This window comes from Candidatus Poriferisodalis sp. (genome assembly GCF_965208485.1).
Lineage (GTDB): Bacteria > Actinomycetota > Acidimicrobiia > Acidimicrobiales > Poriferisodalaceae > Poriferisodalis.
The window spans coordinates 824,818-850,149 of the sequence record NZ_OZ242344.1 but is presented as its reverse complement, the minus strand read 5'-3'; the positions used below and the strand labels follow the sequence as shown (position 1 = coordinate 850,149).

At 67.5% G+C, this 25,332-nt stretch carries 20 protein-coding genes and 1 pseudogene; 13 read left to right on the top strand and 8 right to left on the bottom strand.

From position 1 onward, the window contains the following. The first annotated feature begins 7 nt into the window (after positions 1-7). Together ACOGXQ_RS03960 and ACOGXQ_RS03955 are read left to right on the top strand one after the other, a co-directional pair. Positions 8-994: an LLM class F420-dependent oxidoreductase gene (locus ACOGXQ_RS03960; RefSeq protein ID WP_419946151.1), complete on the top strand. Its 987-nt coding sequence runs from the start codon at positions 8-10 to the stop codon at positions 992-994. A gap of 74 nt (positions 995-1,068) precedes the next feature. After that, positions 1,069-1,857, top strand: a complete 789-nt coding sequence (locus ACOGXQ_RS03955; RefSeq protein ID WP_419946150.1) for an enoyl-CoA hydratase/isomerase family protein — start codon at positions 1,069-1,071, stop codon at positions 1,855-1,857. Between the two features lie 47 nt (positions 1,858-1,904). Here the strand turns inward: ACOGXQ_RS03955 and ACOGXQ_RS03950 are convergent, their stop codons facing one another. The 6 genes from ACOGXQ_RS03950 to ACOGXQ_RS03925 all read right to left on the bottom strand — a co-directional run bounded on the left by ACOGXQ_RS03950 (position 1,905) and on the right by ACOGXQ_RS03925 (position 11,743). Continuing rightward, entirely contained in the window at positions 1,905-3,743 is a 1,839-nt protein-coding gene (locus ACOGXQ_RS03950; protein ID WP_419946149.1) for an alpha-amylase family glycosyl hydrolase, read from the bottom strand. 5 nt (positions 3,744-3,748) lie between these two features. Continuing rightward, a complete protein-coding gene (locus ACOGXQ_RS03945) occupies positions 3,749-5,404 on the bottom strand; it encodes an alpha-amylase family glycosyl hydrolase (RefSeq protein ID WP_419946148.1) in 1,656 nt (551 codons plus the stop codon). After that, positions 5,401-7,575, bottom strand: a complete 2,175-nt coding sequence (locus ACOGXQ_RS03940; protein WP_419946147.1) for an alpha-amylase family glycosyl hydrolase — start codon at positions 7,573-7,575, stop codon at positions 5,401-5,403. Before ACOGXQ_RS03940 ends, ACOGXQ_RS03945 begins: the two co-directional genes overlap by 4 nt. A 71-nt stretch (positions 7,576-7,646) precedes the next feature. Next, entirely contained in the window at positions 7,647-8,603 is a 957-nt protein-coding gene (locus tag ACOGXQ_RS03935; protein ID WP_419946146.1) for a sugar ABC transporter permease, read from the bottom strand. Beyond that, the gene (locus tag ACOGXQ_RS03930) at positions 8,593-10,302 is read right to left on the bottom strand and encodes an ABC transporter permease subunit (protein WP_419946145.1); all 1,710 of its coding nucleotides are present in this window, start codon (positions 10,300-10,302) and stop codon (positions 8,593-8,595) included. Before ACOGXQ_RS03930 ends, ACOGXQ_RS03935 begins: the two co-directional genes overlap by 11 nt. A 40-nt stretch (positions 10,303-10,342) precedes the next feature. Then, the gene (locus tag ACOGXQ_RS03925) at positions 10,343-11,743 is read right to left on the bottom strand and encodes a sugar ABC transporter substrate-binding protein (protein WP_419946144.1); all 1,401 of its coding nucleotides are present in this window, start codon (positions 11,741-11,743) and stop codon (positions 10,343-10,345) included. 193 nt (positions 11,744-11,936) lie between these two features. On the opposite strand from ACOGXQ_RS03925, the gene ACOGXQ_RS03920 reads away from it, so the two are divergent. From ACOGXQ_RS03920 to ACOGXQ_RS03885, 8 genes and pseudogenes are all read left to right on the top strand, one after another. Continuing rightward, positions 11,937-12,929 (top strand): LacI family DNA-binding transcriptional regulator, encoded by a 993-nt coding sequence (locus ACOGXQ_RS03920; RefSeq protein ID WP_419946143.1) that lies wholly within the window; start codon positions 11,937-11,939, stop codon positions 12,927-12,929. Positions 12,930-13,255: 326 nt separating this feature from the next. After that, a complete protein-coding gene (locus tag ACOGXQ_RS03915; protein ID WP_419946142.1) occupies positions 13,256-14,524 on the top strand; it encodes a cytochrome P450 in 1,269 nt (422 codons plus the stop codon). Between the two features lie 35 nt (positions 14,525-14,559). After that, the gene (locus ACOGXQ_RS03910) at positions 14,560-15,861 is read left to right on the top strand and encodes an inositol-3-phosphate synthase (RefSeq protein WP_419946141.1); all 1,302 of its coding nucleotides are present in this window, start codon (positions 14,560-14,562) and stop codon (positions 15,859-15,861) included. 285 nt (positions 15,862-16,146) lie between these two features. After that, the gene (locus tag ACOGXQ_RS03905; RefSeq protein ID WP_419946140.1) at positions 16,147-16,317 is read left to right on the top strand and encodes a hypothetical protein; all 171 of its coding nucleotides are present in this window, start codon (positions 16,147-16,149) and stop codon (positions 16,315-16,317) included. Between the two features lie 55 nt (positions 16,318-16,372). Beyond that, a pseudogene (locus ACOGXQ_RS03900) lies at positions 16,373-16,561 on the top strand (hypothetical protein); the annotation flags it as partial. A gap of 527 nt (positions 16,562-17,088) precedes the next feature. Then, positions 17,089-17,697 (top strand): ISL3 family transposase, encoded by a 609-nt coding sequence (locus tag ACOGXQ_RS03895; protein WP_419946139.1) that lies wholly within the window; start codon positions 17,089-17,091, stop codon positions 17,695-17,697. A 112-nt stretch (positions 17,698-17,809) separates the two neighbouring features. Beyond that, the gene (locus tag ACOGXQ_RS03890; RefSeq protein WP_419946138.1) at positions 17,810-18,442 is read left to right on the top strand and encodes a hypothetical protein; all 633 of its coding nucleotides are present in this window, start codon (positions 17,810-17,812) and stop codon (positions 18,440-18,442) included. Between the two features lie 96 nt (positions 18,443-18,538). Further along, positions 18,539-19,477 carry an isopenicillin N synthase family dioxygenase gene (locus tag ACOGXQ_RS03885; protein ID WP_419946137.1) on the top strand — a complete coding sequence of 313 codons (939 nt, stop codon included), beginning with the start codon at positions 18,539-18,541 and terminating at the stop codon, positions 19,475-19,477. Positions 19,478-19,517: 40 nt separating this feature from the next. Here the strand turns inward: ACOGXQ_RS03885 and ACOGXQ_RS03880 are convergent, their stop codons facing one another. Then, on the bottom strand, positions 19,518-20,204 hold the full coding sequence (locus ACOGXQ_RS03880) for a class I SAM-dependent DNA methyltransferase (protein WP_419946136.1): 687 nt from the start codon (positions 20,202-20,204) through the stop codon (positions 19,518-19,520). A gap of 233 nt (positions 20,205-20,437) precedes the next feature. Beyond that, positions 20,438-22,387, bottom strand: coding sequence for a thiamine pyrophosphate-binding protein (locus tag ACOGXQ_RS03875; RefSeq protein ID WP_419946135.1), 1,950 nt, complete (start codon positions 22,385-22,387; stop codon positions 20,438-20,440). A gap of 261 nt (positions 22,388-22,648) precedes the next feature. Between ACOGXQ_RS03875 and ACOGXQ_RS03870 the strand changes: the two genes are divergently transcribed. Genes ACOGXQ_RS03870 through ACOGXQ_RS03860 form a run of 3 tightly spaced genes read left to right on the top strand, consistent with a single transcriptional unit; the run spans position 22,649 to position 25,264 of the window. Then, a complete protein-coding gene (locus tag ACOGXQ_RS03870) occupies positions 22,649-23,137 on the top strand; it encodes a SixA phosphatase family protein (RefSeq protein WP_419946134.1) in 489 nt (162 codons plus the stop codon). Then, complete coding sequence (locus ACOGXQ_RS03865) at positions 23,134-24,336, top strand: aminomethyltransferase family protein (RefSeq protein WP_419946133.1); 1,203 nt, start codon at positions 23,134-23,136, stop codon at positions 24,334-24,336. The genes ACOGXQ_RS03870 and ACOGXQ_RS03865 overlap by 4 nt, the downstream gene beginning before the upstream one ends. Positions 24,337-24,385: 49 nt before the next feature. Further along, on the top strand, positions 24,386-25,264 hold the full coding sequence (locus tag ACOGXQ_RS03860; protein ID WP_419946132.1) for a DMT family transporter: 879 nt from the start codon (positions 24,386-24,388) through the stop codon (positions 25,262-25,264). Positions 25,265-25,332: the final 68 nt, after the last annotated feature.

The following is a 25,332-nucleotide window of genomic DNA, read 5'->3' as shown; positions in this document are numbered from 1 at the left end:
GCGCGCCGTGACCGACAATCGAAATGACTGGCGCTACGGGATCACTGTCCCGTTCGGCGATCCGCTGCATGCCCAAGCCGATCTCTGCCGGGAGTTCGCCGACCTCGGCTACACCGAGTTCTGGAGTTCCGAGGCGGATGGCACCGACGGCTTCACCCCGCTGGTGCTGGCCAGCCAATGGGTGCCCGACGTGCGCCTCGGCATCGCCATCGTCCCGGCATTCACCCGCGGCCCCGCATTGCTGGCCCAGCAGACCGCGGCCATCTGCGAGGCAGCGCCGGGCCGCTTCGCCATGGGCATCGGCGCGTCCTCCAACGTCATCGTCGAACGCTGGAACGGCATTCCGTTCGACGAGCCGTTCAAGCGCACACGCGACACCGTCCGGTTCCTGCGCGAGGCCCTCACCGGCGAGCGGATCAGCGAGACCTACGACACGTTCGATGTGCAGGGCTTCCGCCTCGGCAGGCCTCCGGAGATCCAGCCGCCGATCCTGCTGGCCGCTTTGCGCCCGGGCATGCTGCGGCTGGCGGGCAGCGAGGGCGACGGCGCCGTCATCAACTGGCTCTCGGCTGACGACGTGGCCACGGTCCGGCCCTACGTCGACGAGGGCGGCGAGGGAAAGGAAGTGGTGGCCCGCATCTTCGTGTGCCCCAATCCCGACGCCGACACGGTCCGAGCGGGCTTCAAGCGTGCGATCGCTGCCTATCTCAACGTGCCGGTGTACGCCGAGTTCCATCGGTGGCTCGGACGCGGTGAACTGCTCGCAGCCATGTGGGAGCGCTGGTCCGACGGCGACCGCCGAGGCGCTCTTGAGGTCATTGACGACGATCTGGTCGATGAGCTGTTGGTGCATGGCCCGCCGGATGCCTGCAGGGAGCACATCGACCGCTATCACGCCAACGGCGTCGACGTGTCCGCGATCTCGATCATGCCCTTCGGCGGCATCGACCCCGTCCAGGCGGCCCGCGATCTTTCACCGGCGGCTCGCGACTAGCCGGCTGGAACGACCCGCAGGCGGGGCGCGTAACCTCCCGTGGATCGGCCAGCAGGGGCAGAACTGGAGCAGCCATGGACTTGGAGACGATCATCTACGAAGTGCGCGACGGCGTGGCGCACGTGCGGTTCAACCGCCCCGAGGGCGCCAATGCGGTGAACCCGCTGTTCTCGCGCGAGCTGCGAGCGGTGATGCTGGAGATCGAGTTCGATGATGCGGTCAAGGCTGCGTCGGTCACCGCGGAAGGACGGGTGTTCTGCGGCGGTGGCGATCTGAAGGAATTCCACGCTGCGGGCGACGGGCTGCCGCAGCTCGCCTCGGGCATGGTCATCGACTTGCACGCTGCCGTCAACAAGATGAATCGCACCCCGAAGCCGTTCGTGGCAGGTGTGGGCGGCAGCGCCGGCGGGGCCGGCCTGTCCTTGGCTGCGTCGTTCGACCTGGTGATCGCCGGCGAGTCCGCGAAGTTCACCATGGCCTACACACGGGCTGGCGTGACTCCCGACGGCACGTCGTCGTACTTCTTGGCACGCCACATCGGGCTGCGCCGGATGCTCGATTTGACGCTCACCAACCGCGTGCTGTCAGCGCAGGAGGCAGAGCAGTGGGGCCTGGTCAACCGGGTGGTGCCCGACGACGAGGTCGACTCGGCCACCGCCGAACTGGCCCAGGCGCTGGCCGACGGTCCGGCGTGGGCGCTGGGCCACGCCAAGCGGGTGATCTACGCAGGCATCGACGCACCGCTCGAGCAGGCTGGCGAGTTCGAAGGCAAGACGATCACCGACGCCATGGCTACTCACGACGGCCGCGAAGGCATCGCCGCATTCGTGGAGCGGCGCGCGCCGGACTTCACCGGCAACTGACCGCCGCTCTGCCGCTCGCTGAGCGCCGCGCCGCTTGACGGCGTCGCTCAGAGGTCGGGCTGCAGTCGCCAGATGTCGGGCTGCAGTCGCCAGATGGCGAATGAGGGGCCGCTCGCGCCGAATTCGAGCAGATCGACGCGCCGAGTCGAGGTCGCCGTTTCCCCGCCGAAGAGCAGTTCGGCGTCGTCGCCCATGACCGAGACGGGACATCGCAGCGGCGGGGCGGCGTCGCGGGTGGCGCGCACGAGGAGTCGCTCGGTACGGCTTGCCCGGATGAAAGCGAGTGCGTCAGCGCTTCGTTCCGCCCAGCGAAAGCCGCCCCGGGCGAGCGCGGGCGACGAGCTGCGCAGCCTGATGAGCGCACGACGGCGGGCGAGCAGATCGTGATCCCATCTTGTCCGATCCCAAGGCATCGGCGTGCGGGTCTGCTCGTTGTTCTCGCCCAGCAGGCCGATCTCGTCGCCGTAGAGCAGGCACGGCGAGCCGGGCAGCGACATCAGCAGACCGAAGCCGACATCGGCGAGTTCTCCGGACGCCGCGAGGGTGCGCCAGCGGGGAGTGTCGTGGGAGCCGAGCAGCGCCATCGAGCCCAGCCCGAACGCCCAAGGAATGCTCGCACGCACCTCGTCGATGGCGCGCGCCACCGCTTCGCCGCCTCGCGGATCCTGGCCCGGTCCCGCCGTCAGTGTCTGCAGCAGCGCCGGGTCGCCGAGCCAGCTCGCGATCGGGCGTGAGACTCCGGAGTAGTTCATCCAGCCGTGCCAACCCGGCCCGTCCGCATCGCGGCTGATGTCATGGACGTGTTCGGCGACGAGCCACCGCTCCGGCGAGATCGCGTCGGAGGTCGCGCGTACGGCCCGCCGGACCTCCCGGTTGAGATCGACGGCGCCGTCGCGGCCGGTCATGTTCGCTGCGTCCACGCGCCAGCCGTCGAGCGAGAACGGGGGTGCCAGGAAGCGGCCCGCCACCGACTTCGGCCCGCGGTACAGCCGGTACTGCAGTTCGTTCGAGCGGTGGTCGAGCTTCGGCAGCGAAGCGACGCCGAACCAGCAGGCGTAGCTGTCGGGATGATCGGCGAAGCAGTAGAAGCCGGCCTCGACGGCGTCGGCATCGGCGCGCGCAGCACGGAACCACTCGTGCCCGTCACCGGTGTGGTTCAAGGTGATGTCGGCGATGAGCCGCAGACCCTTGTCGTCGCAGGCACGCCGCAGACCGATGAGCGCCTCGTCGCCGCCCAAGAGCGGATCGACGCGATCGAATGTGGTCGCGTCGTAGCGGTGACTGGACCGCGCCGGGAAGATCGGCGTGAGATAGATGCCGCCCACGCCGAGCTCGACGAGATGGTCGAGCTTTGCGGCGATGCCGACGAGGTCACCGCCGTAGATCTGGGTCATGGCGCGAGGTCCGACGGCGACCGGCGTGTCCCAGTCGCACGACCAAGCCCAACCCGGCAGGTCGCCGGCGGCGCCTGAGGATGCGAAGCGATCCGGGAAGATCTGGTACCACACGGTCTCGGGGACCCACGACGGCGGCCCGCCGGTGGTCATCAGGCGGAAGTCGAACTGGTCCTGGGGGTCGTGGCCGACCATCCCGATGCCGGTCAGCCACTGCGGGCCGCTGTTGCCGACGCAGCGGAAGCGGTACGGCACGATCTCGTTCTCGCACGGCAGTTCGAAGTGCCACCGGCGGCGGGATCCGATCACCTCTGAACGGCCTTCAATGAAAGTGCCCTCGCCGTCGCGCACCGAACGGAGCCCGATCTCGGCGATGCGCGCCCCGGCGGGGAGCTCGACGCTCACCTCGACGGTCTCGCCCGGCGACGGGTGCGGATTGGAGACGTAGCGCTCGGACGGGTCGTGATGCGCCCCAGTGAGCAAATCGGCCATCGGGGTCAGTCTCGACGGAGCCACACGGCAGTGTCGCCCGGCAGGCGTCCGTCGACCGGTCCGGAGGACAGCAGGAGTTCCCCCTCGGGCATCGGCGCGGCGTCGGTGCCCATGTTGACGACACAGGCGAACCCGGTGCCGCGCCCGTAGGCCATCACCTCGGGAGGGGCACTGAGCATCTCGATCTCGTCGCAGCCGGCAAGCAGTTCGCGGCGCACGGCGATCGCGGTGCGGTACAGCTCCAGCATCGAATCGGGATCGCCGGCCTGGCGGTCGGCGGCAAGCTCGGCATAGCTCGCGGGCTGCGGCAGCCACGGCACGGCATCGCCGGGACTGAACCCGAGCGACGGGCCGATCCCGCTCCAGGGCATCGGGATGCGGCACCCGTCCCGACCGCGCTCAGTGTGCCCTGACCGGGTCCAGGTCGGGTCGTCGATGCACTCGGGGGGGAGATCCCAGTACTCGGGGAGCCCGAGCTCGTCGCCTTGATAGATGTACACGCTGCCGGGCAGCGACAGCGTGACCAGCGCGGCGGCACGGGCCCGTCGGGCGCCGAGCGCAGCGTCGAGGAGGTCGTATGGGCCGACCGCCGGCCACGTCCGCCAGTCGGTGCCATAGGGCAGGCTGTAGCGGGTGGCGTGGCGCATGACGTCGTGGTTCGAGAGCACCCAGGTCGGCAGCGCTCCCACCGCAGCGGCGGAGGAGCGGCACGACTGCTCGATGATCTCCGCAAAGCGATGAGCGGACCACGGCGCGTCGAGGAGATCGAAGTTGAACGCCTGGTGGTACTCGTCGGGTCGCAGGTAGAGCGGGAGGCGGTCCGGGGGGACACGCGCCTCCGCGACCATCATCCGGTCGTCGTAGGCGTCGATGACCCTGCGGAACTCGCGGGTGATCTCGTGGACGCCGTCACGATCCCAGAACGGATGCCCCACCCGTGACGCCCCGCTGTCGAACCGCTGCGGGCGGCCGGCGAAGTCCCCGAACGAGAAGTCCTTGACCATGCCGTGGGCGACATCGACGCGCACGCCGTCGGCGCCGAGATCAAGCCAGAAGCGCAGGATGGAATCGAACTCAGCCCGCACTTCGGGGTGCTCCCAGTTGAGATCGGGCTGGCTGGGGTCGAAGAGGTGCAGGTACCACTCGCCGTCGTCGGTGCGCTCCCATGCAGGTCCGCCGAACACCGCCTGCCAGTCCGACGGGGGTTCGGCGCCACCCGGACCGCGGCCCGGCCGGAAGATGTAGCGCTCGCGGGCTGCACTGCCCGGACCGCCGGCTAATGCCTCGCGGAACCAAGGGTGCTCCCACGAAGTGTGGTTCGGCACGATGTCGATCAGCACCCGGATGCCATGGCGATGCGCCTCGGTGAAGAGTTGCACCGCCTCGTCCAGCGTCCCGAAGCGCGGGTCGATGTCCCGGTAGTCCGCCACGTCATAGCCGCCGTCGAGCATCGGCGACCGGTACCACGGCGTGATCCACACGGCGTCCACTCCGAGGTCGGCCAGGTACCCGAGCCTGGAGCGGATGCCCCCGATGTCGCCGATGCCGTCGCCGTCCCCGTCGGCGAACGAGCGGAGGTAGATCTGGTACGTGACGCAGTCACGCCACCACGGGCGCTCGGCGCTGTTCGTGGGCGTGCCGCGCTCCAGGGCAGTGGTCATGGGCGTATCCCGACGGTGGCGGTCGTGGTCGCTGACCGGGGTGCAGTCGGCCCTGTCACGACCGTCGCGGTGAAGGTGACCTCGGTGCTGTCCGCAATCTGGCTGGTGTCCCAGTAGATGCGGTACGGTGCCGTGTCGTCGACGCCCAGCAGGATGGGATCGCTGCTGTCGAGCCGGGCCGAGAACGTGACTTCTGCATAGGTGTCGGTGTCCACGTCGACCTCGATGCGGTAGCGGTACGAGGGAATGGTGCCGCCGTCGTCAGGGCGCAGAAACCGGATCTCAGGCGTCTCGGCGGGGGAGGGCAGTACGTCGTCGGCCCGGTACAGGTACGCCGTCAGCGGCGGCACCTCGACGAAGAACTCGCCGCTGCGGTCGGTCCGCACCGGTGGCCCCTCGTTGATGCCCACCGAGTGGAAGGCCGTGTCGGCGCTCAGCACGCCGAAGCGGGCTGGCACCCCCAGCGACTGATTCGAGTTCGCGACGACCACATACTCGACCCGTTCGTCGCGGTCCAGCCGCGAGAACGCCAGGATCGGACCGCCGACGTCGTGGGTGATCTGTGCGCCGCGCTGCAGGGCGGTGTGGCGGCCGCGCAGGGCGGTGAGCGCCGCGACATGCCGGTACAGCGGGTGATCGGGGTCGAAATTGTCGGCCGCCGGTGTGACGTCGGATCCGATGTTGTCGTCGTCGATGTACTCCGGCGTCACCGAGGGGAACATCGACTGGCGGGCGAGCTTGTCGCCGCCTGTGCCGGTGAAGCCCTGCTCGTCCCCGTAGTAGACGGTCGGGATCCCCCGCATCGCGAACAGCAGGTCGAAGCCGAGCTTCATGCGCGCGAGCAGCACGTCACCGGATGCGGACCGGTTGTCCCGCGAGATGAGATAGCCCATCCGGCCCTCGTCGTGGTTCCCGAAGAACGTCACCAGCATGGAGGCGTTGGTGTCGGCGTCGGTGTACCAGTCGTCTCGGTCGAAGGCCTGCACCACTACCCCGCTGTTGCCGCCGGCGACGTAGTGGGCCAGCGCTGCGTCGACAACGAAGTCGAGCACGCTGGGCACGCCCCGGTTGGTGTAGCTCGACGCCAGGATCGGGTCTGTGCCGCTGACCTCGCCGAAGAAGAAGAAATCCTGTTTCCCGGCGACGGCAGCCCGCTCGAGCACCTCGGACGAGAACGCGTCCCAGAATTCGATGCCGACGTGCTTCATGGTGTCGACGCGCATTCCGTCGATGCCGTAGCGCTCGATGATGCCCGCCCACAGCTCGATCAGTCCCTCGACGACCGCGGGGTGCTCGGTGAACAGGTCGTCGAGTCCGAAAAAATCGCCGTAGAGGTTGCTCTCTCCGTGGAAGGTGGTGTTGCCCCGGTTGTGGTACAGCGTCACATCGTTGAGCCAGTCAGGCGACTTGACCGTGGCGTCGGCCGGGTCGGCGAATGTCGGTGTGTAGGGGAACGATGTGACCGGGTCGAGCGCGGGGAAGTCGGCGGAACCGGCGACCTCGGCAGGATCGAAGGGGTTCCCGTCGGCATCGAGGTAGGGGTAGGCGCTCGTGGAGCGGTAGGCGTTGGAGTCCTCCTCGAAGACGATGACGTCGCCGGTGTGGTTCAGCACCGCATCGAAGAACACAGCCATGCCAAGGCCGTGTGCGGCATCGACGAGCTCGATCATGTCGGCTTCGGTGCCGAGATGTGGGTCGATGGTGTCGAAGTCGATCTGCCAGTAGCCGTGATACGACGATGAGCTGGCCGCGATCGTGCCGCTGCCCTGGACATAGCGGTTGGTGAACGGCGGGGTGATCCACAGCGCATTCAGCCCGAGTCCGGCGATGTACGGCAGACGGTCGATGAGGCCGCGCAGGTCGCCGCCGTGGTGGTAGCCGCGATTGGTCGGCAGGAAGCCGTGGTCGAGCGGGCCGCCGTCAATGCCTGCTGTGTCGTTGCCGGGGTCGCCGTTGGAGAAGCGATCGACCATGACGAAGTAGATCGAGCGGTCCAGGTACGGGTGACGAGCGGGAGCCGCCACCGGCCCGTGCCCCGCAGCCAAGGTCGTGGTGGGAGCGATGGTCGCCTCCGCAGGGTCGGCGGCCGTCGCTTGCGGGGAGGTCGTCGCGGTCTGAGGCGGGGCGCTCACCGCCGGGGACGCCTGGCTGTCCGGATCCGCCGGTGGCATCGAGGAGCATGCTGTCGCGAGCGCCACGAGCACCGCTGCTGCGGCACGGTGCCGCCTCTGCCGGCTGCCCATCAGCCCTTGACGGCACCGCCGGTGAGACCGGCGATGATGTGCTTCTGTGCAGCGAGGAAGACGCCGACGACGGGCGCAGCACCCACCAGCGCCGTGGCCGCCAGGACGCCCCACTTGGCGTTGTAGCCCTCGGCGAGGAACACCTGCAGGCCGACTGGCAGCGTGAGCTGATCCTCGCCCTTGAGCAGGAAGCTGGCGAGAATGAACTCCCCGAAGATCGCCACGAAGCTGATCATGAAGATCACCGCCAGCATCGGCCGGGCGAGGGGCATGATGATGCGGCTGAAGATGATCCACGACGATGCGCCGTCGATTACCGCGGCTTCGTCGAGCGAGGTCGGGATCGAGTCCAAGAAGCCCTTCAGCAGGAACGCGTTGAACCCTGCAGCGCCGCCAAGGTAGACGACGATGAGGAACAGGTGGGTGTTGAGCCCGATCGGCGCCCACACGTCGCCGAATTCCTGAGCGAGCACGAAGAAGGCGACGAAGCCGAGGAACTGTGGGAAGATCTGCATAACCAGCAACGACGTGAGCAGCGTGCGCCTGCCCCGGAACTTGATGCGGCTGAATGCATAGGCCCCCCAGGCGGCGACCAAGACGTTGAACGCTGCCGCTGTCACTGAGATGTAGAAGCTGTTCCACATCCAGCGAGCGACTGGGCTGACGTCGTCGGTGAACGCTTCGACGAAGTTGCCGAACGTGACATCACTGGGGATCAGCTTCGATGCGGCGAGGTTGTCTACGCTGTTGAACGCCGCCGACACGATCCACACGATCGGGAACAGGGCGAAGAAGCATGCCGCCCAGGCGACGGCGTGGCGCCAAGCGCTGCGGCGCAGCCACAGGGCCACGCGCCGGCGTCTCCGAATGCCACGGGCAGCGGGCGCCCTCTCGTTCACGGGCCGGGTCTCGGCTGCGGACGGCGCCTGCGGTGCGGGCGGAAGCTCATCGGTCATAGATCTCCTCGAGCTTCTTCGTGAGCCGGAAGCTCAGCGCCGACGTCGTGGCCAGGACCAGGAAGATGACGACGATGATCGCTGACGCCAAGCCGAACTGCTGCCCGCGGCCCGAGGACTGCGCGAGCCCGAAGGTGAACGAGATCAGCAGATCTGTCGCCCCGACCGGGACGTCGTAGCCGGCCAGCGGCGGCCCGCCCCCGGTCAGCAGGAAGATCAGCAGGAAGTTGTTGAAGTTGAAGGCGAACGCACCGATCAGCAGCGGCGCCGTGGACACCAGCAGGAGCGGCAGCACGACCATCCGGAAGGTCCTGATCGGTCCGGCGCCGTCCACCCGGGCCGCTTCGATCAGCTCCGCGGGGATGGACGTGAGCGCCCCTGAGGAGATCAGGAACATGTACGGGAAGCCCAGCCAAGTGTTGACGAGCAGGACTGCCGCCATCGCTTGGACGTTTCCGCTCAGCCAGGCCACGTCGGGCAGGCCGAAGGTGTTGAGGAGCCCGTTGACCTTGCCGAACTCGGTGCTGAGCAGGCCTCGCCACACGAGAATCGACAAGAAGCCGGGGACGGCGTAGGGGATGATGAAGATCGAGCGGTAGAGGTTGCGAAAGCGCATCTCCTCTCGCTGCATCAGCATCGCGAGCCCGAGGCCCACGGCGAACGTGAGCAGCACCGACCCGAGCGCGAAAACGACGTTCCAGACGAGGACGCGCACGAACGGCGACCGGATCCGCTGCTCTTGCGCGAGGTCGATGTAATTGTCGAAACCGACGAGATCACGCCAGCCGGTCAGGCTCGGGTCCAGCGCGAACAGCGGCACCCCGTCGCATGACCCGCCGCTGCAGCGGATCGCAGAGTCGTCCGCGATGATCGCGATGCGCGCGACTTGGGGCTCCGGCACCCCGTCGCAGTAGAAGGTCCCCGTGCCGGCGACGCAGGTCCGGCCCTCTTGGGCGTCGAAGACGGTGTCGGTCTCGGGGTCGTAGACGAACCGCTTGCCGCCGGTCGTGACCCGGAACGACGTCAGCGTCTCGGTGACGGCTGACCGCCCGTCGGGGAGGTCGAGCTCGAGTTCTTGCAGCCGGCCTGCCACTGCGGTGACGGCCAGCCCGCTGAGCATTTCGTATCCCTCGATCGCCTCGGGGGGCGCCTCGGGGTCGAAATCGGGTGGGATGCCGAACGCTGTGATGGCCACGCCCGGCTCGGCGTCGGCCGGTCGGGGGACACCGGCGAACGCGTCGACGGTCTCGCCGGCGACCAGCAGCGCCAACTCGCCGGCTTGATTCCGGTAGACGAACAGATCGCCCTGCTCGCCGCCGTCCCCCGTGCGCACCCGGCGTTGTTCGAGCTGGGAGATCGCCTGGTCCTTGCTGAGGATGTTGCCGGTTTGCCAGTTGGTGAGCGAGACGTACGACGTGTACAGCACGGGGTAGACGACGAAGAACGCCATCAGGACGAGGCCCGGGGTGAGCCAGCGCGCGCCTTGGGTACGCGGGTTCAGGTACGCCCAGTTCACCAACACAAGGGCGAACGCCATGAGCGCAGCCACTGACCACGTCCCGTTCGCCACGAAACTGACGAGGGCGTAGATGCCCAAGGCGTCGAACAGCGCGACCGCGATCGTGCGCACGACGAAGGCCCGGCCCGTGCCTCGCCGCAATCGCTGACGGAAACGTCGAGCGTTGCGAGCAGAATCCACGAGCCGGGCCCCGGTGAGCGGCTGGACTGAGTCGATGGTGTTAGCCCCCGACGGCAGCTCGCACGGCCTCGGCTGCAGCGGTCATCGCATCTGCAGCGACGATCTCGCCGTTGCGCACGAGCAGCAGGTTGTCACCGAGCGGACCCCAGACGGCGCCCATCTGGGGGATGTTCGGCATCGGGATGCCGTTGGCGGCAGACGCGTCGAACACCTGGACATCAGGATCTGAGCTCAAGGTCGCCTGAACGGCCAGCCATGCGGTGCCGCGCGGGTCCTCGGCGTAGAGCGCCTGCATGGTCTCGTCGGTAGCGATGAAGTCCAGCAGGAACGACTGGGCGATCAGGGAGTTCTCCGAGAACGCGTTCAGGAAGAAGCCCTGCGCACCCACGAACGGCTGCGTCGGAGCGGCACCCATCTGCGGGATGAGCGAGAGTCCCCAGCTGATATCGCTCTGACCGCGCATCGTGCCGAGTTCCCACGGCCCGGTGATGAGGAACGCTGCCTGACCAGTGAGGAAGAGGTTCTTGGCGTTGTCGTAGTTGGTGGAGGCGACGTATCCGTCGGCAACCTGCATCTCGAGGAATTCGATGCCGGCAACGGTCTCGGCACTGTCGAGCACGACCTGGCTGGCGTCGAAGCCGGTGGAGGTGTCGAAGGCGAAGATGCCGCCGCCGTGAGCGGAGACGAACGGGTAGTTGTGATAGGCGTCGGTGGCGTCCTCGCCGCCGGGGACCGCAACGCAGTTGGCGACCGCGGCGGCATCGCAGGCGGCACGAAGATCGTCCCAGGTCGCGGGAGCGTCCGGCACCAGGTCCGTGTTGCGATACATGGCGATGGCCTCGGTGACGTACGGCACGGCGAAGACCTCGCCGGCGAAGTTGAAGCCGTTCAAGGCCACTTGTACGAACTGGCCTTCCTTGTCGCCGAGCGAGACAGGGACGACAACGCCATTGGCGGCGAGCTCGCCGGTCCAGTCGTGGGCGCCGACGAAGATGTCGGGGCCCTCCCCCGCAGGAGCGGCTTGGGAGACCTGATCGCGGATGGCGCCGAACTCGACGAGTTCGACGATCACCTCGACACCGGTGGCTTCGGTGAAGGACGGGGCGATGGCCTCAAGCGGGCTGACCCTGCGGTCGTCGGCCCAGATGGTGATCGTCGCGATTGGTCCTTCGTCGGCTGGGGGTTCCTCTTCGTCGGCTGGAGGCTCCTCTTCCTCCGCCGGCGCATCCTCTTCGTCGGCTGGCGGCTCGTCTTCAGCCAGGGCTTCGTCCTGGGGAGCCGGGGCGTCGTCCTCGCCGGCCGCGGTGTCCGGTGCGGCAGTGGTGGTTGCTTCGGTCGCGCTGCCGGCCGCATCGGTGGTGTCGGCGTCGTCACCGCACGAAGCGGCGAAGAGCGCGAACACGAGCAGCGCTGCAAACCAGATCCCGGAGCGTTTACGCATGGATTTCCTCCTCATTGGGAACCGACTTCGATTCAGCCGGCACTCGCTCGGCGCGAGGTTGCGGGAAGTCTCCGCTATTTTGCAGGAAATGTCAAGTTGCTTGCATGAAAGCATTGCCGCGCGGCCGCTGGAGTGATGTAATGAGGCTGTTATGAACCGCCCCCCCCTCCGTGAGGTTGCACTGCGAGCGCGTGTGAGCGAACCGACCGTCAGTCGTGTGCTCAACGGCCGATTGGGAGTGTCGGACCGAACCCGGGATCAGGTCGTCGCCGCACTCGAGGACTTGGGCTTCACTGATGTGCCCACCCCGGCACGAACTCGCCCGGGCGTGGTCGGGGTGGTCTGCGGCAACTTCGAGAACCCGATTTTTCCCGCGCTGCTGTCGGCGGTGTCGGCAGCCTTCGGACGTCACGGAAAGCTGGTCACGGTGGCTGTCGCCGACGCCGAGCTCAACCCCGAGGAGCGGTGCATCGACGAATTCCGCCGCACCGGCGTCGACGCCGTGGTCTTCGTCGGTGGCCGCCATGCTCAGGTCGACGGCTCCTACGAGCGCTACCACGAGCTGACGGAGGCTGGCGTGCCGATCGTGCTGGTCAACGGTGCGGCCACCGAACTGGCAGTGCCGCATGTGCGCTGCGACGAGGAGGCCGCTGCGCACCGCGCCACCGCCCACCTGCTCGGCCTCGGGCACCATGTCGTCGGCTGCATCGTCGGTTCGAGCGCCTACGTGCCGACCCAGCGCATCATCGCCGGCCACCGCCGTGCGTGCGCCGACGTCGGGGTGCCGGTCGACCCCGACGCCATCGCAGAGACGTCGTTCACCTTCGAGGGCGCACGAGCTGCAGCGCTGCGTCTCATCGAGCGCGACATCACTGCGATCTTCGCCGCGAACGACCTGATGGCACTGGGGGCAATCGAGGCTGGCAGATCGCGAGGCCGGGGCACACCCGACCTGCTCTCGGTCGTGGGTTACGACGGTACCGACTTCTCAGCGTTCACCGACCCGCCGCTGACGACGCTCCGCCAGCCGATTGAAGACATGGCCGATCTCGCCGCCGCCGCCGTGCAAGCCGAGCTAACGGGTTCGACCCTGTACCGCGATCACTACGTGTTCGAGGCCGATCTGCTGTCGCGAGCCTCGACCGCCCCGGCGTCAGGAGCGCTGGCACACGGACCTGATGAGTGAGCAGACGGTCGCCGTCGCGGCGTCGCTCCGCATCGCTTCCTAGCGCGGAACGCCTGCGCTCCCTAGGAGGGTGGTCGGAAAGCCGCTATTTCGGCGTTTGTCAGATGCAAACCCGCAGGTCAGGGACTTGCTGTGTCGGCAAGATCCCCTTTTCCGACCACCCTCCTAGTTCAGTCCGTCGTTCGGGGACTCGATGCCAGTCACGAGAGATGGGTCCGCAGCCACGGCGGCGCGTCGTGCCAGATGGCCTCATGTACGGCCCGCGTCGCCGCCCCACGGCGCCTGGGCCGTATCGAGCGATCCTGGCGCGGCGCTACCGTGCAGCCATGCGCGAGTGGAACACTGACCTGCCGAACTTGATGGAACCGCGGTTCTGGACGCAGCCTGCAGACGAGATCGACACGGTGATCGCCCGCTACCACGCCGAGGCGCCGCTGGACTGGTTCGAGGAGCCGTACTTCTCCGAATGGGTGGCACCGAGTCCCGGCTACTGGTGCGTCACCCGCCACGAGGACATTGCCACCATCTCACGCAACACCGAGGTCTTCAGCTCTGCGAGAGGCATCACGCTGGGCGACAACCCGCCGGAGTTCACCGAATTCTTCAGCTCCATGATCGCCATGGATGACCCTCGCCACGCCCGTCTGCGGCGCATCGTGGCCAAGGGCTTCACGCCCAAGATGCTCGAGCTGCTCGACGGCGGCATCCGCGAAGGTGCACGGGAGATCGTGAACTCAATCTGCGAGCAGGGCACCTGCGAGTTCGTGTGGGACGTAGCCGCTGCACTGCCGCTGCGCATCGTGTGCGACCTCATGGGCATACCCGGTTCTGAGTACAAGTTCGTCTTCGATCGCACCAACATCATCTTGGGAATCTCCGATCCCGACTTCCAGCCGCCCGACGGCGACCTCGCGACCGCACTGCTGCAGGCCGGTGCCGACTTGGCCGAACTTATGAAGGAGGTCGCCGCAGCCAAGCAAGGCGGCGACGGCACCGACCTGACCAGCATGATCGTGAACGCCGAGCTCGAAGACGACCGTCTCAGCGAGTCCGACCTCGCCAGCTTCTTCGTGCTGCTGGTGGTGGCCGGCAACGAGACCACCCGCAATTCGACTGCTTGGGGGCTCAAGTTCCTGACCGACAACCCTGACCAGCGCGCTATCTGGATGGACGACTTCGAGGGCGTTGCGCCGACTGCCGTCGAGGAGATCGTCCGCGTTGCGAGTCCAGTGGGCTACATGCGTCGCTCGGTGATGCGCGACATCGAATGTGGCGGGCGCCAGATGCTCGAAGGCGACAAGGTGGCGATGTTTTACATCGCTGCCAATCGCGATCCCGCCGTGTTCGATGATCCCTTCAAGTTCGACGTGCGGCGCGACCCCAACCCGCAGTACGGATTCGGCGGCCCGGGACCGCACTTCTGCCTCGGCGCGCACCTGGCAAGGCGCCAGATCACCACGATGTACCGGGAGCTGTTCACCCGGCTGCCCGACATCGTCGCTGTGGGCGAACCGGACCTGCTGCAGGCTTCGTTCATTCACGGGGTCAAACGCCTCGACGCAGAGTTCACGCCAACTGCTCCGGTGGCTGCCTGAGCCCGTCCGCTTCGGCTGCCCGTAGCGTTCTTGCCATGAATCAACCGCAGATCGCGCCCGCGACCGGCAAGCTCGGCGTGCTCACGCCCGGCATGGGAGCGGTGGCCACCACGTTCATTGCCGGGGTGCTCGCGGCTCGTGCCGGGCTGGCGGAGCCGATCGGTTCGGTCAGCCAGATGGCTCACATCCGCCTCGGGGGCCGGGCCGAGGGCCGCAACCCGCTCATTCGTGAGTTCGTGCCCCTGGCGTCGCTCGACGACCTGGTGTTCGGCGGCTGGGATCCCATCACCCCGAACGCCCTCGAGGGCGCCCGCACTGCCGGGGTTCTGGAAGACCGCGACCTCGGCGTGATCTCGCGCGAGCTGGAAGGCATCGTGGCGATGGACGCAGTGTTCGACACGCGCTGGGTGAGCCGGCTGGAAGGCACCCGCACCAAGCCCCCGATGGGCAAGCTCGAGGCAGCCCAGGCGCTGATGGAAGACATCGAGCGGTTCCGGGCCGAGAATGACTGCGAGCGGCTCGTGATGGTGTGGTGCGGCTCGACGGAGGCGTACCAGGAGCCGTCCGAGGTGCACGCCAGCGTGGAGGCGTTCGAAGCCGGGTTGGCAGCCGATGACGACAACATCTCGCCCAGCCAGATCTACGCCTACGCAGCGTTGATGAGCGATGTGCCGTTCGCCAACGGCGCGCCGAACCTGACCGTCGACGTCCCGGCCATGACCGAGCTGGCGCAGCGCCGCGGTGTGCCGATCGCCGGCAAGGACTTCAAGACGGGCCAGACGCTGATGAAGACGCTGGTGGCGCCTGGACTGAAGGCCCGGATGCTGGGTCTGCGCGGCTGGTACTCCACCAACATCCTGGGCAACCGTGACGGCGAAGTGCTCGACGATCCTGAGAACTTCAAGACCAAGGAGACGTCGAAGCTCGGCGTGCTCGGCACGATCCTGCAGCCCGAGACCTACCCCGAGCTCTACAGCGAGATCGACCACGTGGTGCGAATCAACTACTACCCGCCCCGCGGCGACAACAAAGAGGGCTGGGACAACATCGATATCTTCGGCTGGCTCGGCTACCCGATGCAGATCAAGATCGACTTCCTGTGCCGCGACTCGATCCTGGCGGCGCCCATCGTGCTGGATCTGGCGCTGTTCTTGGACCTCGCCCAGCGGGCCGGCCAGGGCGGCCCCCAAGAGTGGCTGTCGTTCTACCTGAAGGCGCCCCAGTCGGCCGATCCGGCGGGTCCCGAGCACGACCTGTTCATCCAGCAGACGAAGCTGAAGAACACGCTGCGGGAGTGGATGGGCGAGGAGTCCGTCACCCACTCCGAAGCCGGCTGAATGTCGTGAGCCCTACGATCCCCAGATCGTCTGATCCGGCGCTGTCCTGTTCAACCGCTAGGAAATCAGCGTGCAGTTCGCAGTGGCTGAGGTAGCGTCGGCCACAGGAAGGCGAGCGTCCGGCCATCGCGCGACTAGGAAACTGCTGATTTATTCGGATCCGGGCAAGTCTGCAACGCTCTGACTGCGGCTTTGTGTCCGTGAATCGGCGATTTCGGCAATTGCTCAGCAGTCTCCTAGGCGCCCGTACGCCTGTGATCGTGTACCGGTGCTTGGAGAACACTGATGAACGGCAGCGGCCTGAGCCTCGTAGTGGACCACCTTGGCCAGATCGAACACGCGCACATTGCGCTCAAGCCCCTGACGGTGCTTGTGGGGCGCAACAACACGGGCAAGACATACGCGGCGCTTCGCGTTTGCGCGTGGGATGACTGGTTGAGGGCGCGGGCTGTGTAGGGAGGGATCCCCCAGAGTCGGAGGCGCGTTGTTGCCCCGATTCGGGAGGATCCCTGTGGCTGTTGACCTTACGCGTGCTCTGCTGTTGATCGTTGGTCTGGGGCCGGATGTGGCCGTGACCGGGGTGCGTGGCCGCCGAGGCGGGCCGTTGACGGTGGGGGTCGAGCTGTCGGCTCGTCCGTGCTGTGGGGGCTGCGGCGGGCCGGTGCGTCGTCACGGCGCCGGCAAGGTGGGGCTGGCGGATCTGCCGGCGTTCGGGCGCCCGGTGCGGCTGGTGTGGGCGAAGCGCCGCTGGCTGTGCCCCGGGCGGGTCGTGTGCGGTGCGCGCGTTCACCGACCAGGACCCTGCTGTTGCGCTGCCCAGGGCGCGCATGGCATCCCGTGCGGCGCGGTGGGCGACACGCCGGGCGGGCCTGGGTCGGGCGATCACCGAGATCGCAGCCGAGCTGGGCACGGGCTGGCACACGGCCACCTCAGCAGTGCACCGGTGGGGCCGGGCGCTGCTTGGCGCCGATGCGGGCCGCGCCGACGGCGTGAGAGCGCTGGGCCTCGACGAGATCCTGATGTTCCGCCGCGGCCCGTACCGCCGAAAGCACTGGGGCGCCACCATCGTCGGCGGGCGCAGAGGCGTCCTGCTGGACATCGTCGCCGGTCGCAGCGCCGCCGGCGCCAAGGGCTGGATCGGCGGGCGCACGCCGCTGTGGCGAAAACGCATCCGCTGGGCGGTCACGGGGCCTGTCGGGCCCTTATCGCAAGGCGTTCGGCGACACGGTGCCGCACGCCACCCAGATCGCGGACCCGTTCCACGTCGTCAAGCTCGCCAACTCGGCCGTCGACGACGTGCGACGACGCGTCCACAACCACACCACCGGCGGGCGGGGCACCAAAGGCGACCACCTCTACCGCACAAGACGACTGCTGCTGCGAGCCGCCGAGCGCATCAGCGAGCGAGGCCGCACCAAGCTGCGCGGCCTGCTCGCAGCCGGCGACCCGCGCGGCGAGGTGCGCGATGCCTGGCATGCCAAGGAGACCCTGCGCGGCATCTACCGCATCGGCGACCACGACCTCGCGCTCGAAGCCCTCGACGAGCTCTCACGCGACCTGCGCGACGAGACGTTCAGCGCTGAGCTGAACAAGCTCGGCCGCACCCTGCGCGCCTGGCGCACCCAGATCACGAACTGGCATCTCTGCCAAATCACCAACGGCCCGACCGAGGCAGCCATCAACCTCGCCAAGCTCATCAAACGAGTGTCGCTCGGAACCGCCAACCTCGACCACTACCGCACACGCGTCCTGCTCTACGCCGGCAAACCCGACTGGACCCTGCTCGACAACCTCACCCCACGCCAAAACGCGAAGAGCCGTAATTCCTCGATCTAGCGGTGGCGGCTGCGGATTCTCACATCACCTTCAGCTGGATCTCAGGATCCTCTCAGGTTCGCCTGCCAACCTCGGGGTCGTTGCACAACTCCCTGGCGAAAGGACTTGCGACATGACCGACTTCGGCGAGATCAACGAACCCTCCGAGACATTGAGGCACACGCCCGGGCGCAGTCGACTGCTGGCGCTGCTGGCCGCTGCGCTCCTCATGGCGACTGCGGTAGTGGCGTTCAGTGCAGGCAGCGCGATAGCGCAGACCCAGAACGACAACGGTGATTCCAACCAGCAGCAAGCTGGCGACACCACCCCTGAAGGCAGCGACGACTCGGACGACTCCGACGGCACATGCGATCGTGACGGCAGTCACAGCGGGAGCAGGCTTGAGCGGTTCGCCATGAGCGACACGCTCACCGAGCTGCTCGGCATCGATGCGGAAGCGCTGCGCACCAAGCTGAAGGAAGGTTCAACGCTGGCCGACATCGCCGCCGAGCAAGGCGTCGAGGTTGCCGATGTCGTGGACGCGCTCGTGACAGCGGTCACCGAACGGGCAGCCGAGCACGACCGCGAGATCGATGTCGATGCGGTGACCGAGCGGATCACCGCACGGGTCAACGGCGAGACGCCTGAGCGGCCCGAGAGTCAGTCTCGCGAAGGCCGCCGCCATGGAGGGAAGCGCTTCGGCGGCAAGGGCTTCGGCAGCCACGGCCATGGGAGCGATTCCGACGCGTCGTCAACATCGACCTAGCACCACTCAGTGCTAGGCACCGCGGAATCACGAAGCGGGCCGGATCCCTCCCCACCGGCCCGCTTCGGCGCGCTCAGGCACCGGTACGTTGCAGCCATGGCCGGCGGGTGCAGCGCATCGATCCCGGTGATCAACATCTCCCCGAACGCGCCTCTGGACGACGCAAGCGCGCAGATCGACGCGGCGTGCCGTGACATCGGCTTCTTCGCCATCACCGGCCATGGTGTTCACGGCGAACTGCTCGAGAGCGTGCTTGGGATGGCCAGAGAGTTCTTCGCTCAGCCACTCGCTTACAAGAACTCGCTGGCGATTGAGCTTTCTGACCATCACCGTGGCTATGCGGGCATCGAGGGCGAACTGCTGGAGCCGGGCCTGCGGGCGGACTGCAAGGAGACCATGGACTTCGGCCCTGAGGTGCCGGCCGACGACCTGCTCCGCTCGCCGCTTGAGGTCCCGAATCAATGGCCGGACATCGCAGGTTTTCGTGATGCTGTGGAGGGGTACCAAGCTGCAGTGCTCAAAACGGCGAAGCGGCTGATGTGCCTGATCGCACAGGCGCTCGGTCAGGAGATGTCATTCTTCGACCAGCGCTTCGAACGTCCTCTCGTCGGTACCCGGCTCATCCGCTACCCAGCCGTCGCCGAACCACTGCCAGACCAGCTGGGCTGCGGCGCGCACAGCGACTACGGCTGCGTCACGCTGCTGCACACCGATGGGGCGCAGGGCATGCAGCTGGCCGACGTCGGGGGCAGCTGGCACGACGTCGTTGCGCCGCCGGGCAGTTTCATCGTGAACCTGGGCGACATGCTGGCTCGCTGGTCCAACGACCGGTACCGCGCCACCGTTCACCGGGTGCAGTCGCCACGCACGGCAGATCGGTATTCAGTGCCCACCTTCGTCAACCCGTCCTACGACACGGTGGTGGAGTGCCTGTCGAGCTGTCTGGGTGAAGGCGAGCAGCCGAAGTATCCCGCGACGACCTCGGGCGCCTGCCTGCAGTCTCGATTCGACGAGACGTTCGCCTATCGCCAGTAGCTGCCAGCGGGTCCCGGGCGGCCGGTGTGGGAGGCCCGGCTCAGGCCACGGTGAAGACGGCGATGCGTGTCCAGCGGTCAGGGTCGTCGGGATCGGCGCCGCCGTAGATGGGACGCAATTCGAAGTCCAAGCCGCTGATCTGCCCTTCCGCTTCGCGTTGCGCCAGCCAGTCGCCGAACCCGAACTCGTCGAAGTGCGCCGAGTTGATGCCCAGGCTGCAACGGGCGCCGGGTCGCGCCACCCGCAGCAACTCGGTGATGGACGCGGGGCCAAGATGACCGTGGGTGAATGCGCCAGCGCTCACGACGCCGGCATAGGCATCGTCAGGCAGGTCAATCGGGCCGGTCAAGTCGGCTTCGAAGAGCCGCCGGTACGTCGGCTGGCCCTCGTGGGTCTTGGCGTTGGCCTTCGCCAGCATCTCGGGCGAGATGTCGATGCCGTCGATCACCGGAACGCCCAGCCGTGCCAACTCCTCGCCCACGACCCCCGTGCCACAGCCCACGTCGAGCACGGGTCCGTCGAGCTTCTCGAGTTCACCCGAGCTGTCGCAGAATGCCGCCGCCACGTACAGGTGGTACTCGTAGCCGTGCTCGGCGAGGAAGATCGTCTCGTAAGTGTCGGCCCACGAGGCATAGAGCTCGCGGGTGGCCTCGGGTCCGTCTACCGAATAGGCCTCTTTGAGGCCCAGGCCTGCGGCCGTTGAGTCGTCGGCTGTCGTTTCGGTCATGCCGCCGCGACGCTAGCGCTGCCGTCCGGGCTTGATTTGTCCGGCAGCCTCGATTTGTGGACAACGGGTGCCGTGTTCGGCGGCGATTCTGCGCAGATTTCGCGGCTGTTTGTTTCTGCGCGCAGGCTTGCTGTGTGGGGCGGCGATAGTGCGCAAGTTTCGAGCTTGCATCGAAACTTGCGCAGCAATGCTGCTCGGACGGCACGATTGCACAGAGAAAGTGAGCCGCCTGCTCAGACCAGCAGCGGGTCGGTGAGTACCTCCACGAGCGCAGGACCCGGGTGCGCCAAGGCGTTGCCGAGCGCAGAGTCCAGTTCGCTCGCCACCCTCACCTGGCGACCCATCGCCCCGCAGAGCTCGGCGAACTCGGCGAAGCTCGGATTGTGCAGGGAGGTCTGCCACACGTCGAGTTCGGCCGCCCGCTGTTCCTTGGAGATCTTGCCCAGCTCGCCGTTGTTGAGCAGCACATGGGCGATGTCCATCCGGTACTTGACGGCGGTCGTGAGCTCCATGGCGTACTGGCCGAAGCCGCCGTCGCCGGAGACCGAGACCACCTTGCGGCCCGCCCACCGGCCCCCGTCGGCATCCGGCGCACGCCGGGTCGCGGCCCAGCAGCCCATGGCCGCAGGGAAGGCAAACCCGATCGATCCCAAGTAGCCCGACATCAGCACGGTCTGCCCGCAGGACTCGAAATAGCGACCGAAGGAGTAGGCGTGATTGCCGACGTCCACCGGCATGATGGCGTCCGCAGGCACCAGACGGCTCAACGCCTCGAACACGACTGCCGAGTTGAGGCCGCTGCCCCGATCATCGGCGCGGCGTCGATGCTTCTCGACCCGCCAGATGGCCCAGCGTTCCGCCACCTCCGCAGCAGCTCCTCCCGGCGCCGCCCGGCCTGCCAGCGCATCGGTCAGCGCCCGCGCCCCGGTGCCCACGTCGGCCAGCAGCGGCGCTGTCACGGCGTGGAAGCGTCCCAGGGCCATCGGCTCGAAGTCGACCTGCACGATTGGCTTGTAGGACGCGATGCCGGTGTGGTTGGCGAACGACACCCCGAAGGTCACCAGCGCGTCGGCCTCATTCATGAACCAGCTGGCGATGGGTGTGCCCGAGCGTCCCAGCACTCCGCAGGCCAGCGGGTGCTGGTCGGCGACGAGGCCCTTGCCCTTGAAGGTAGTCGCCACCGGTGCATCCAGCGCCTCCGCCAGCGCCACGATGTCGTCGATGCCGTTGCGGGCACCGTGGCCCACGATGATCATCGGCCGGGACGCTCCGGCCAGCAGCTCGACCGCCCCCTTCAGCACATCCGCGGGGGGAGCGGTCCGTCGAGATCCCGTACGACCCTCCGGCGACCCGGCAGGCGACGCATCGGTCGCAGCAGGCAGCGCCTGCACTTCGTCGGGCAGCACCAGGTGCGCCACGTCCCGTTCGGTGAGGGCGGTCTTGCAGGCGAGATTCATCAGCTCGGCTGCGTTGGAGCCGGCCTGCACCGTGGCCGAGTAACGCGACACATCGGCGAAAGCCGCCGACAGATCGGTGTCCTGGAAGGCACCCCGGCCACGCACAGCCGATGGCACCTGGCCGGACAGTGCCAGCACCGGCGCCCGGTCCATCTTGGCGTCGTACAACCCCGTCAGCAGGTTGGTGCTGCCCGGTCCGGCAATGGCGAAACAGGCTGCCAATCCGCCGGTGAGCTTGCCGTAGGCAGTTGCAGCGAATGCAGCGGCGCCCTCGTGGCGTATCCCGATGAACTGCAGATCGCCGCGAGCCTCGGCTGCGCGCAGTGCGTCGGCAAACCCCAAGTTCGAATGGCCCACCATGCCGAAGACCCACGACACACCCCACGCGCACATGGTCTCGACGAGTTGGTCGGACACCGTGCGGGTGCGGCCTGCTGTCACCGGCAACGCCACGTACACGCCGTCGGGCCGGGTCTCGGTGCGGTACGCGTCCGGCGCGTCATCAAACGGGGGCGGCGGGGTGCCGTCGAGCGGCGAGTAGTCATAGCCGTGCCACGGGCAGCGCAGCCAGCCGCGCTCGATGCTGCCCTCGCCCAGGGGGCCGCCCTGGTGCGGGCATGCGTTCGCCAGGCAGCCGAACCCTGCGTCGGTTCGGGTGACGCACAGGCTCTCGTGTCCGACCGTCACCGTGGTGACGCGCCCCATGTCCAGATCGTCAGTCCCCATGAGCCGGTGCCAGGCGAATTCGCCACTCGGCAAGGCAGGCACTGCAGGGCTGGGCGTTGGCGCATTGGGCGTTGGCGCATTGGACTTTGGCGTATCCGGCGGCGCTGTGTCCGAGACAGCCCCGCCGGCCCCCGGATGCTGTGACGTATCGCTCACCGCTCACCCCTGTTTGCCTCGCGTTCATCGTCGCACACGGGCGCTCGAGGTTTCGTCGTTGCGAACCGGTGCCAGACACTCCCGCGCGGCTCTAGCGTTCTGCGGGTGCTGTATCTCGTGCGACACGCATCCGCCGGCGATCGGCATGCCTGGCGGGCCGACGACGGCGCCCGGCCGCTCGACTCGATGGGTCACGCCCAAGCCGAGGCCATCGCGGCGACGCTCGCCGCCGCACCGGTGCGGCGCATCCTGTCGAGTCCCAGCGTCCGCTGCACCCAGACGGTCGAGCCGCTGGCCGTCAAGCTGAGGCTCGACATCGAGCGGGTCGCCGAGCTCGCCGAGGGCGCCGACGGCTGGCGGGCCGAGGCCTTGGTGGAACGCCTGTGCGGCGAAGCGGGCGACAGTGTGCTGTGCAGCCACGGCGACGTCATTCCCGAAGTGCTCTGGCGACTTGGTCACTGCGGCATCGAAGTCAACCCGGCACGCTGCAAGAAGGCGTCCATCTGGGAACTCCACGTGACGGACGGTGCCGTCAGCCATGGCATCTACCGTGCGCCGCGCACCTTCGGCGCCTCGTTGGAGGAGCTGACGTGAGGACGAGCCGGCACTACTACCTTGAGTCGTACGACTCGGTCTCGGTGGCGCCCTACCGCATCAGCCGGTCGCCCTTCGCCCACCGCTACACCACCGATGAGACCATTCACGCGGTGTACTGCAACCGGCTGTACCCGGTGAAATCGTCACCAGACGAGGACCCCATTCCGCATTACTGGAAGCTGCGCCAGGGCGTCATGCTGTACGACGTACCCGAGAAGCCGCTGGAGATCACCGGCCCCGATGCGGTGCGCCTGCTGGAGCGGGTGCTGGTCTGCCGGGTGGACAATCTCGGCATTGGACGCTGCCGCTATGGCCTGGCGTGCAACGACGACGGCACGATCCTGATGGACGGCGTGGTGATGCGACTCGCCCCGGACCGCTTCTGGTACGTCATTGCGAACGGCGAGTTCCTGAGCTGGCTGCGAGCGCATGCCATCGGGTTCGATGTCGACGTCAACGATCCCCATTCACGGGTGCTGCAGATCCAAGGTCCCAAGTCGCTCGGCGTGCTGGACGCGGCCATCGGCGGAGGCCTGCCGGCCGACTTCAAGTACTTCCGTGCCGGATTCTTCGAGGTCTGCGGTCAGACGCTGTGGGTGTCACGGACCGGATGGACCGGCGAGGTGGGCATCGAGATCTACTGCAACAGCGGACCCGAGCCGACCGACCATGACGCTCTGTGGGATGGCTTGCTCGAGTGCGGTGAGCCGTTCGACATGGAGTTCAGCACTGCGTCGTCCATGGGAATCCGGCGCATCGAGTCGGGAATCCTGGACAACGGCACCGACATCGAACCGGGCCTGACCCCCTACAGCGCCGGTCTCGGCCAATTCGTCCGACACGACAAGGACGACTTCATCGGCAAGGCGGCACTGGAGGCGGTCGGCCGCAGCCAACTGCTGTTCGGTCTGATATGCCCCACGGCCATGCCCGAGCCGCAGATGGGCGTCAGCTACGCCGACCAGCACGTAGGTCATGTGACGATCGGCACATGGTCGCCCACGCTCGATGTCGGCGTCGGCTACGTGCGCTTCGATCGGCCGCTGACCGGCGACGGCTGGGAGGCCAAGACCGTTCACCTGCACGACTACGAGGGCACACGGCACGAAGCCACCGTAGACACCCTGCCGTTCGTGGACAAAGAGAAGCAGCTTCCGCGTGTTGCCTGGAGCGGCTCGGGCGCGGGCACAGGGTGATGCTGGCGGGCGACTTGGCCCCAGTTCGTGCGATCCATCGCTGCATCTCGTGACTGCCCGAAGCGACAGCCGACGCTTCGGCTGGGGCCTAGCGGCGCTGGGCATGCTGCTGGTGTCCACTGACTCGCTGTGGGTTCGCGTCTCGGGCGCCGACGCGCTGGACATCGCCTTCATCGTCGGAGTGCTGTCGATGGTGCTCTACGGCGCCATGGCCTTGCGCCAAGCGTCGGCCTCGTGGATGTCGCTGCGAGCTGACATCTGGCCGCTGCTGGCAATCGGGGTGCTCGGTGCGTTCAGCCAGATCACGTTCATCTCGGCGATCAACCGCACCGAAGTGCCCAACGTGGTGGCAATCGTGGCCTCCGCGCCGGTGCTGGCCGCGGCGTTCGCGTGGGTGGCCTTGCGTGAGCGCACATCGCCACGGGTGGCCGCGGGCATCGCCCTCACGGTGGTGGGCATCGGCATGGTGGTGTCGACATCGATCGGTTCGTCCAATCTCTTCGGCGATTTCTTGGCTCTCATCGCCGTGGTCTGCTTCGCCTTCAGCACCGTCATCTGGCGCCGACATCGGGACATGAGCCGTGTCGTGGGTCTCGCCCTCGCTGCGTTGCTGGTGGTGATTCCCACGGCGTTCGTGGTCGATCTGGGAGCGCCTGACGCCACAGCATGGGCAGCCATCTTGGCCATGGGCCTGGTCTGCAACCCGCTGGGCCGCCTGTCCTACAGCAATGCGCCGAAGTACGCGCCCGCCGGCGAGGTAGCCCTGTTCGCTCCGGTGGAAACTGTGGCCGGCATCGTGTGGGCCGCGCTGTTCTTGGGTGAGTATCCGGCGCTGGTCACCCTCGCAGGTGCCGTGGTGGTGATCTTCGGCATGCTGCATGCCACGGTGCTGGACCGCCGGGGCGCAATGGCGTTCGGCGGCGACTAGGAGGCTGAGCGGACCGAGTTCTTCTTGAGCGTACGAGTCCTCTGCAGCCGGGCCGCTCGGATACTGTC

What these genes read in the sequence shown, in the direction of transcription:
- ACOGXQ_RS03955 (WP_419946150.1), top strand. Translation starts at nt 1,069, where the DNA reads ATGGACTTGGAGACGATCATCTACGAAGTGCGCGACGGCGTGGCGCAC.
- ACOGXQ_RS03950 (WP_419946149.1), bottom strand. Translation starts at nt 3,743, where the DNA reads ATGGCCGATTTGCTCACTGGGGCGCATCACGACCCGTCCGAGCGCTAC.
- ACOGXQ_RS03945 (WP_419946148.1), bottom strand. Translation starts at nt 5,404, where the DNA reads ATGACCACTGCCCTGGAGCGCGGCACGCCCACGAACAGCGCCGAGCGC.
- ACOGXQ_RS03940 (WP_419946147.1), bottom strand. Translation starts at nt 7,575, where the DNA reads ATGCCACCGGCGGATCCGGACAGCCAGGCGTCCCCGGCGGTGAGCGCC.
- ACOGXQ_RS03935 (WP_419946146.1), bottom strand. Translation starts at nt 8,603, where the DNA reads ATGACCGATGAGCTTCCGCCCGCACCGCAGGCGCCGTCCGCAGCCGAG.
- ACOGXQ_RS03925 (WP_419946144.1), bottom strand. Translation starts at nt 11,743, where the DNA reads ATGCGTAAACGCTCCGGGATCTGGTTTGCAGCGCTGCTCGTGTTCGCG.
- ACOGXQ_RS03915 (WP_419946142.1), top strand. Translation starts at nt 13,256, where the DNA reads ATGCGCGAGTGGAACACTGACCTGCCGAACTTGATGGAACCGCGGTTC.
- ACOGXQ_RS03910 (WP_419946141.1), top strand. Translation starts at nt 14,560, where the DNA reads ATGAATCAACCGCAGATCGCGCCCGCGACCGGCAAGCTCGGCGTGCTC.
- ACOGXQ_RS03905 (WP_419946140.1), top strand. Translation starts at nt 16,147, where the DNA reads ATGAACGGCAGCGGCCTGAGCCTCGTAGTGGACCACCTTGGCCAGATC.
- ACOGXQ_RS03890 (WP_419946138.1), top strand. Translation starts at nt 17,810, where the DNA reads ATGACCGACTTCGGCGAGATCAACGAACCCTCCGAGACATTGAGGCAC.
- ACOGXQ_RS03885 (WP_419946137.1), top strand. Translation starts at nt 18,539, where the DNA reads ATGGCCGGCGGGTGCAGCGCATCGATCCCGGTGATCAACATCTCCCCG.
- ACOGXQ_RS03880 (WP_419946136.1), bottom strand. Translation starts at nt 20,204, where the DNA reads ATGACCGAAACGACAGCCGACGACTCAACGGCCGCAGGCCTGGGCCTC.
- ACOGXQ_RS03875 (WP_419946135.1), bottom strand. Translation starts at nt 22,387, where the DNA reads ATGGGGACTGACGATCTGGACATGGGGCGCGTCACCACGGTGACGGTC.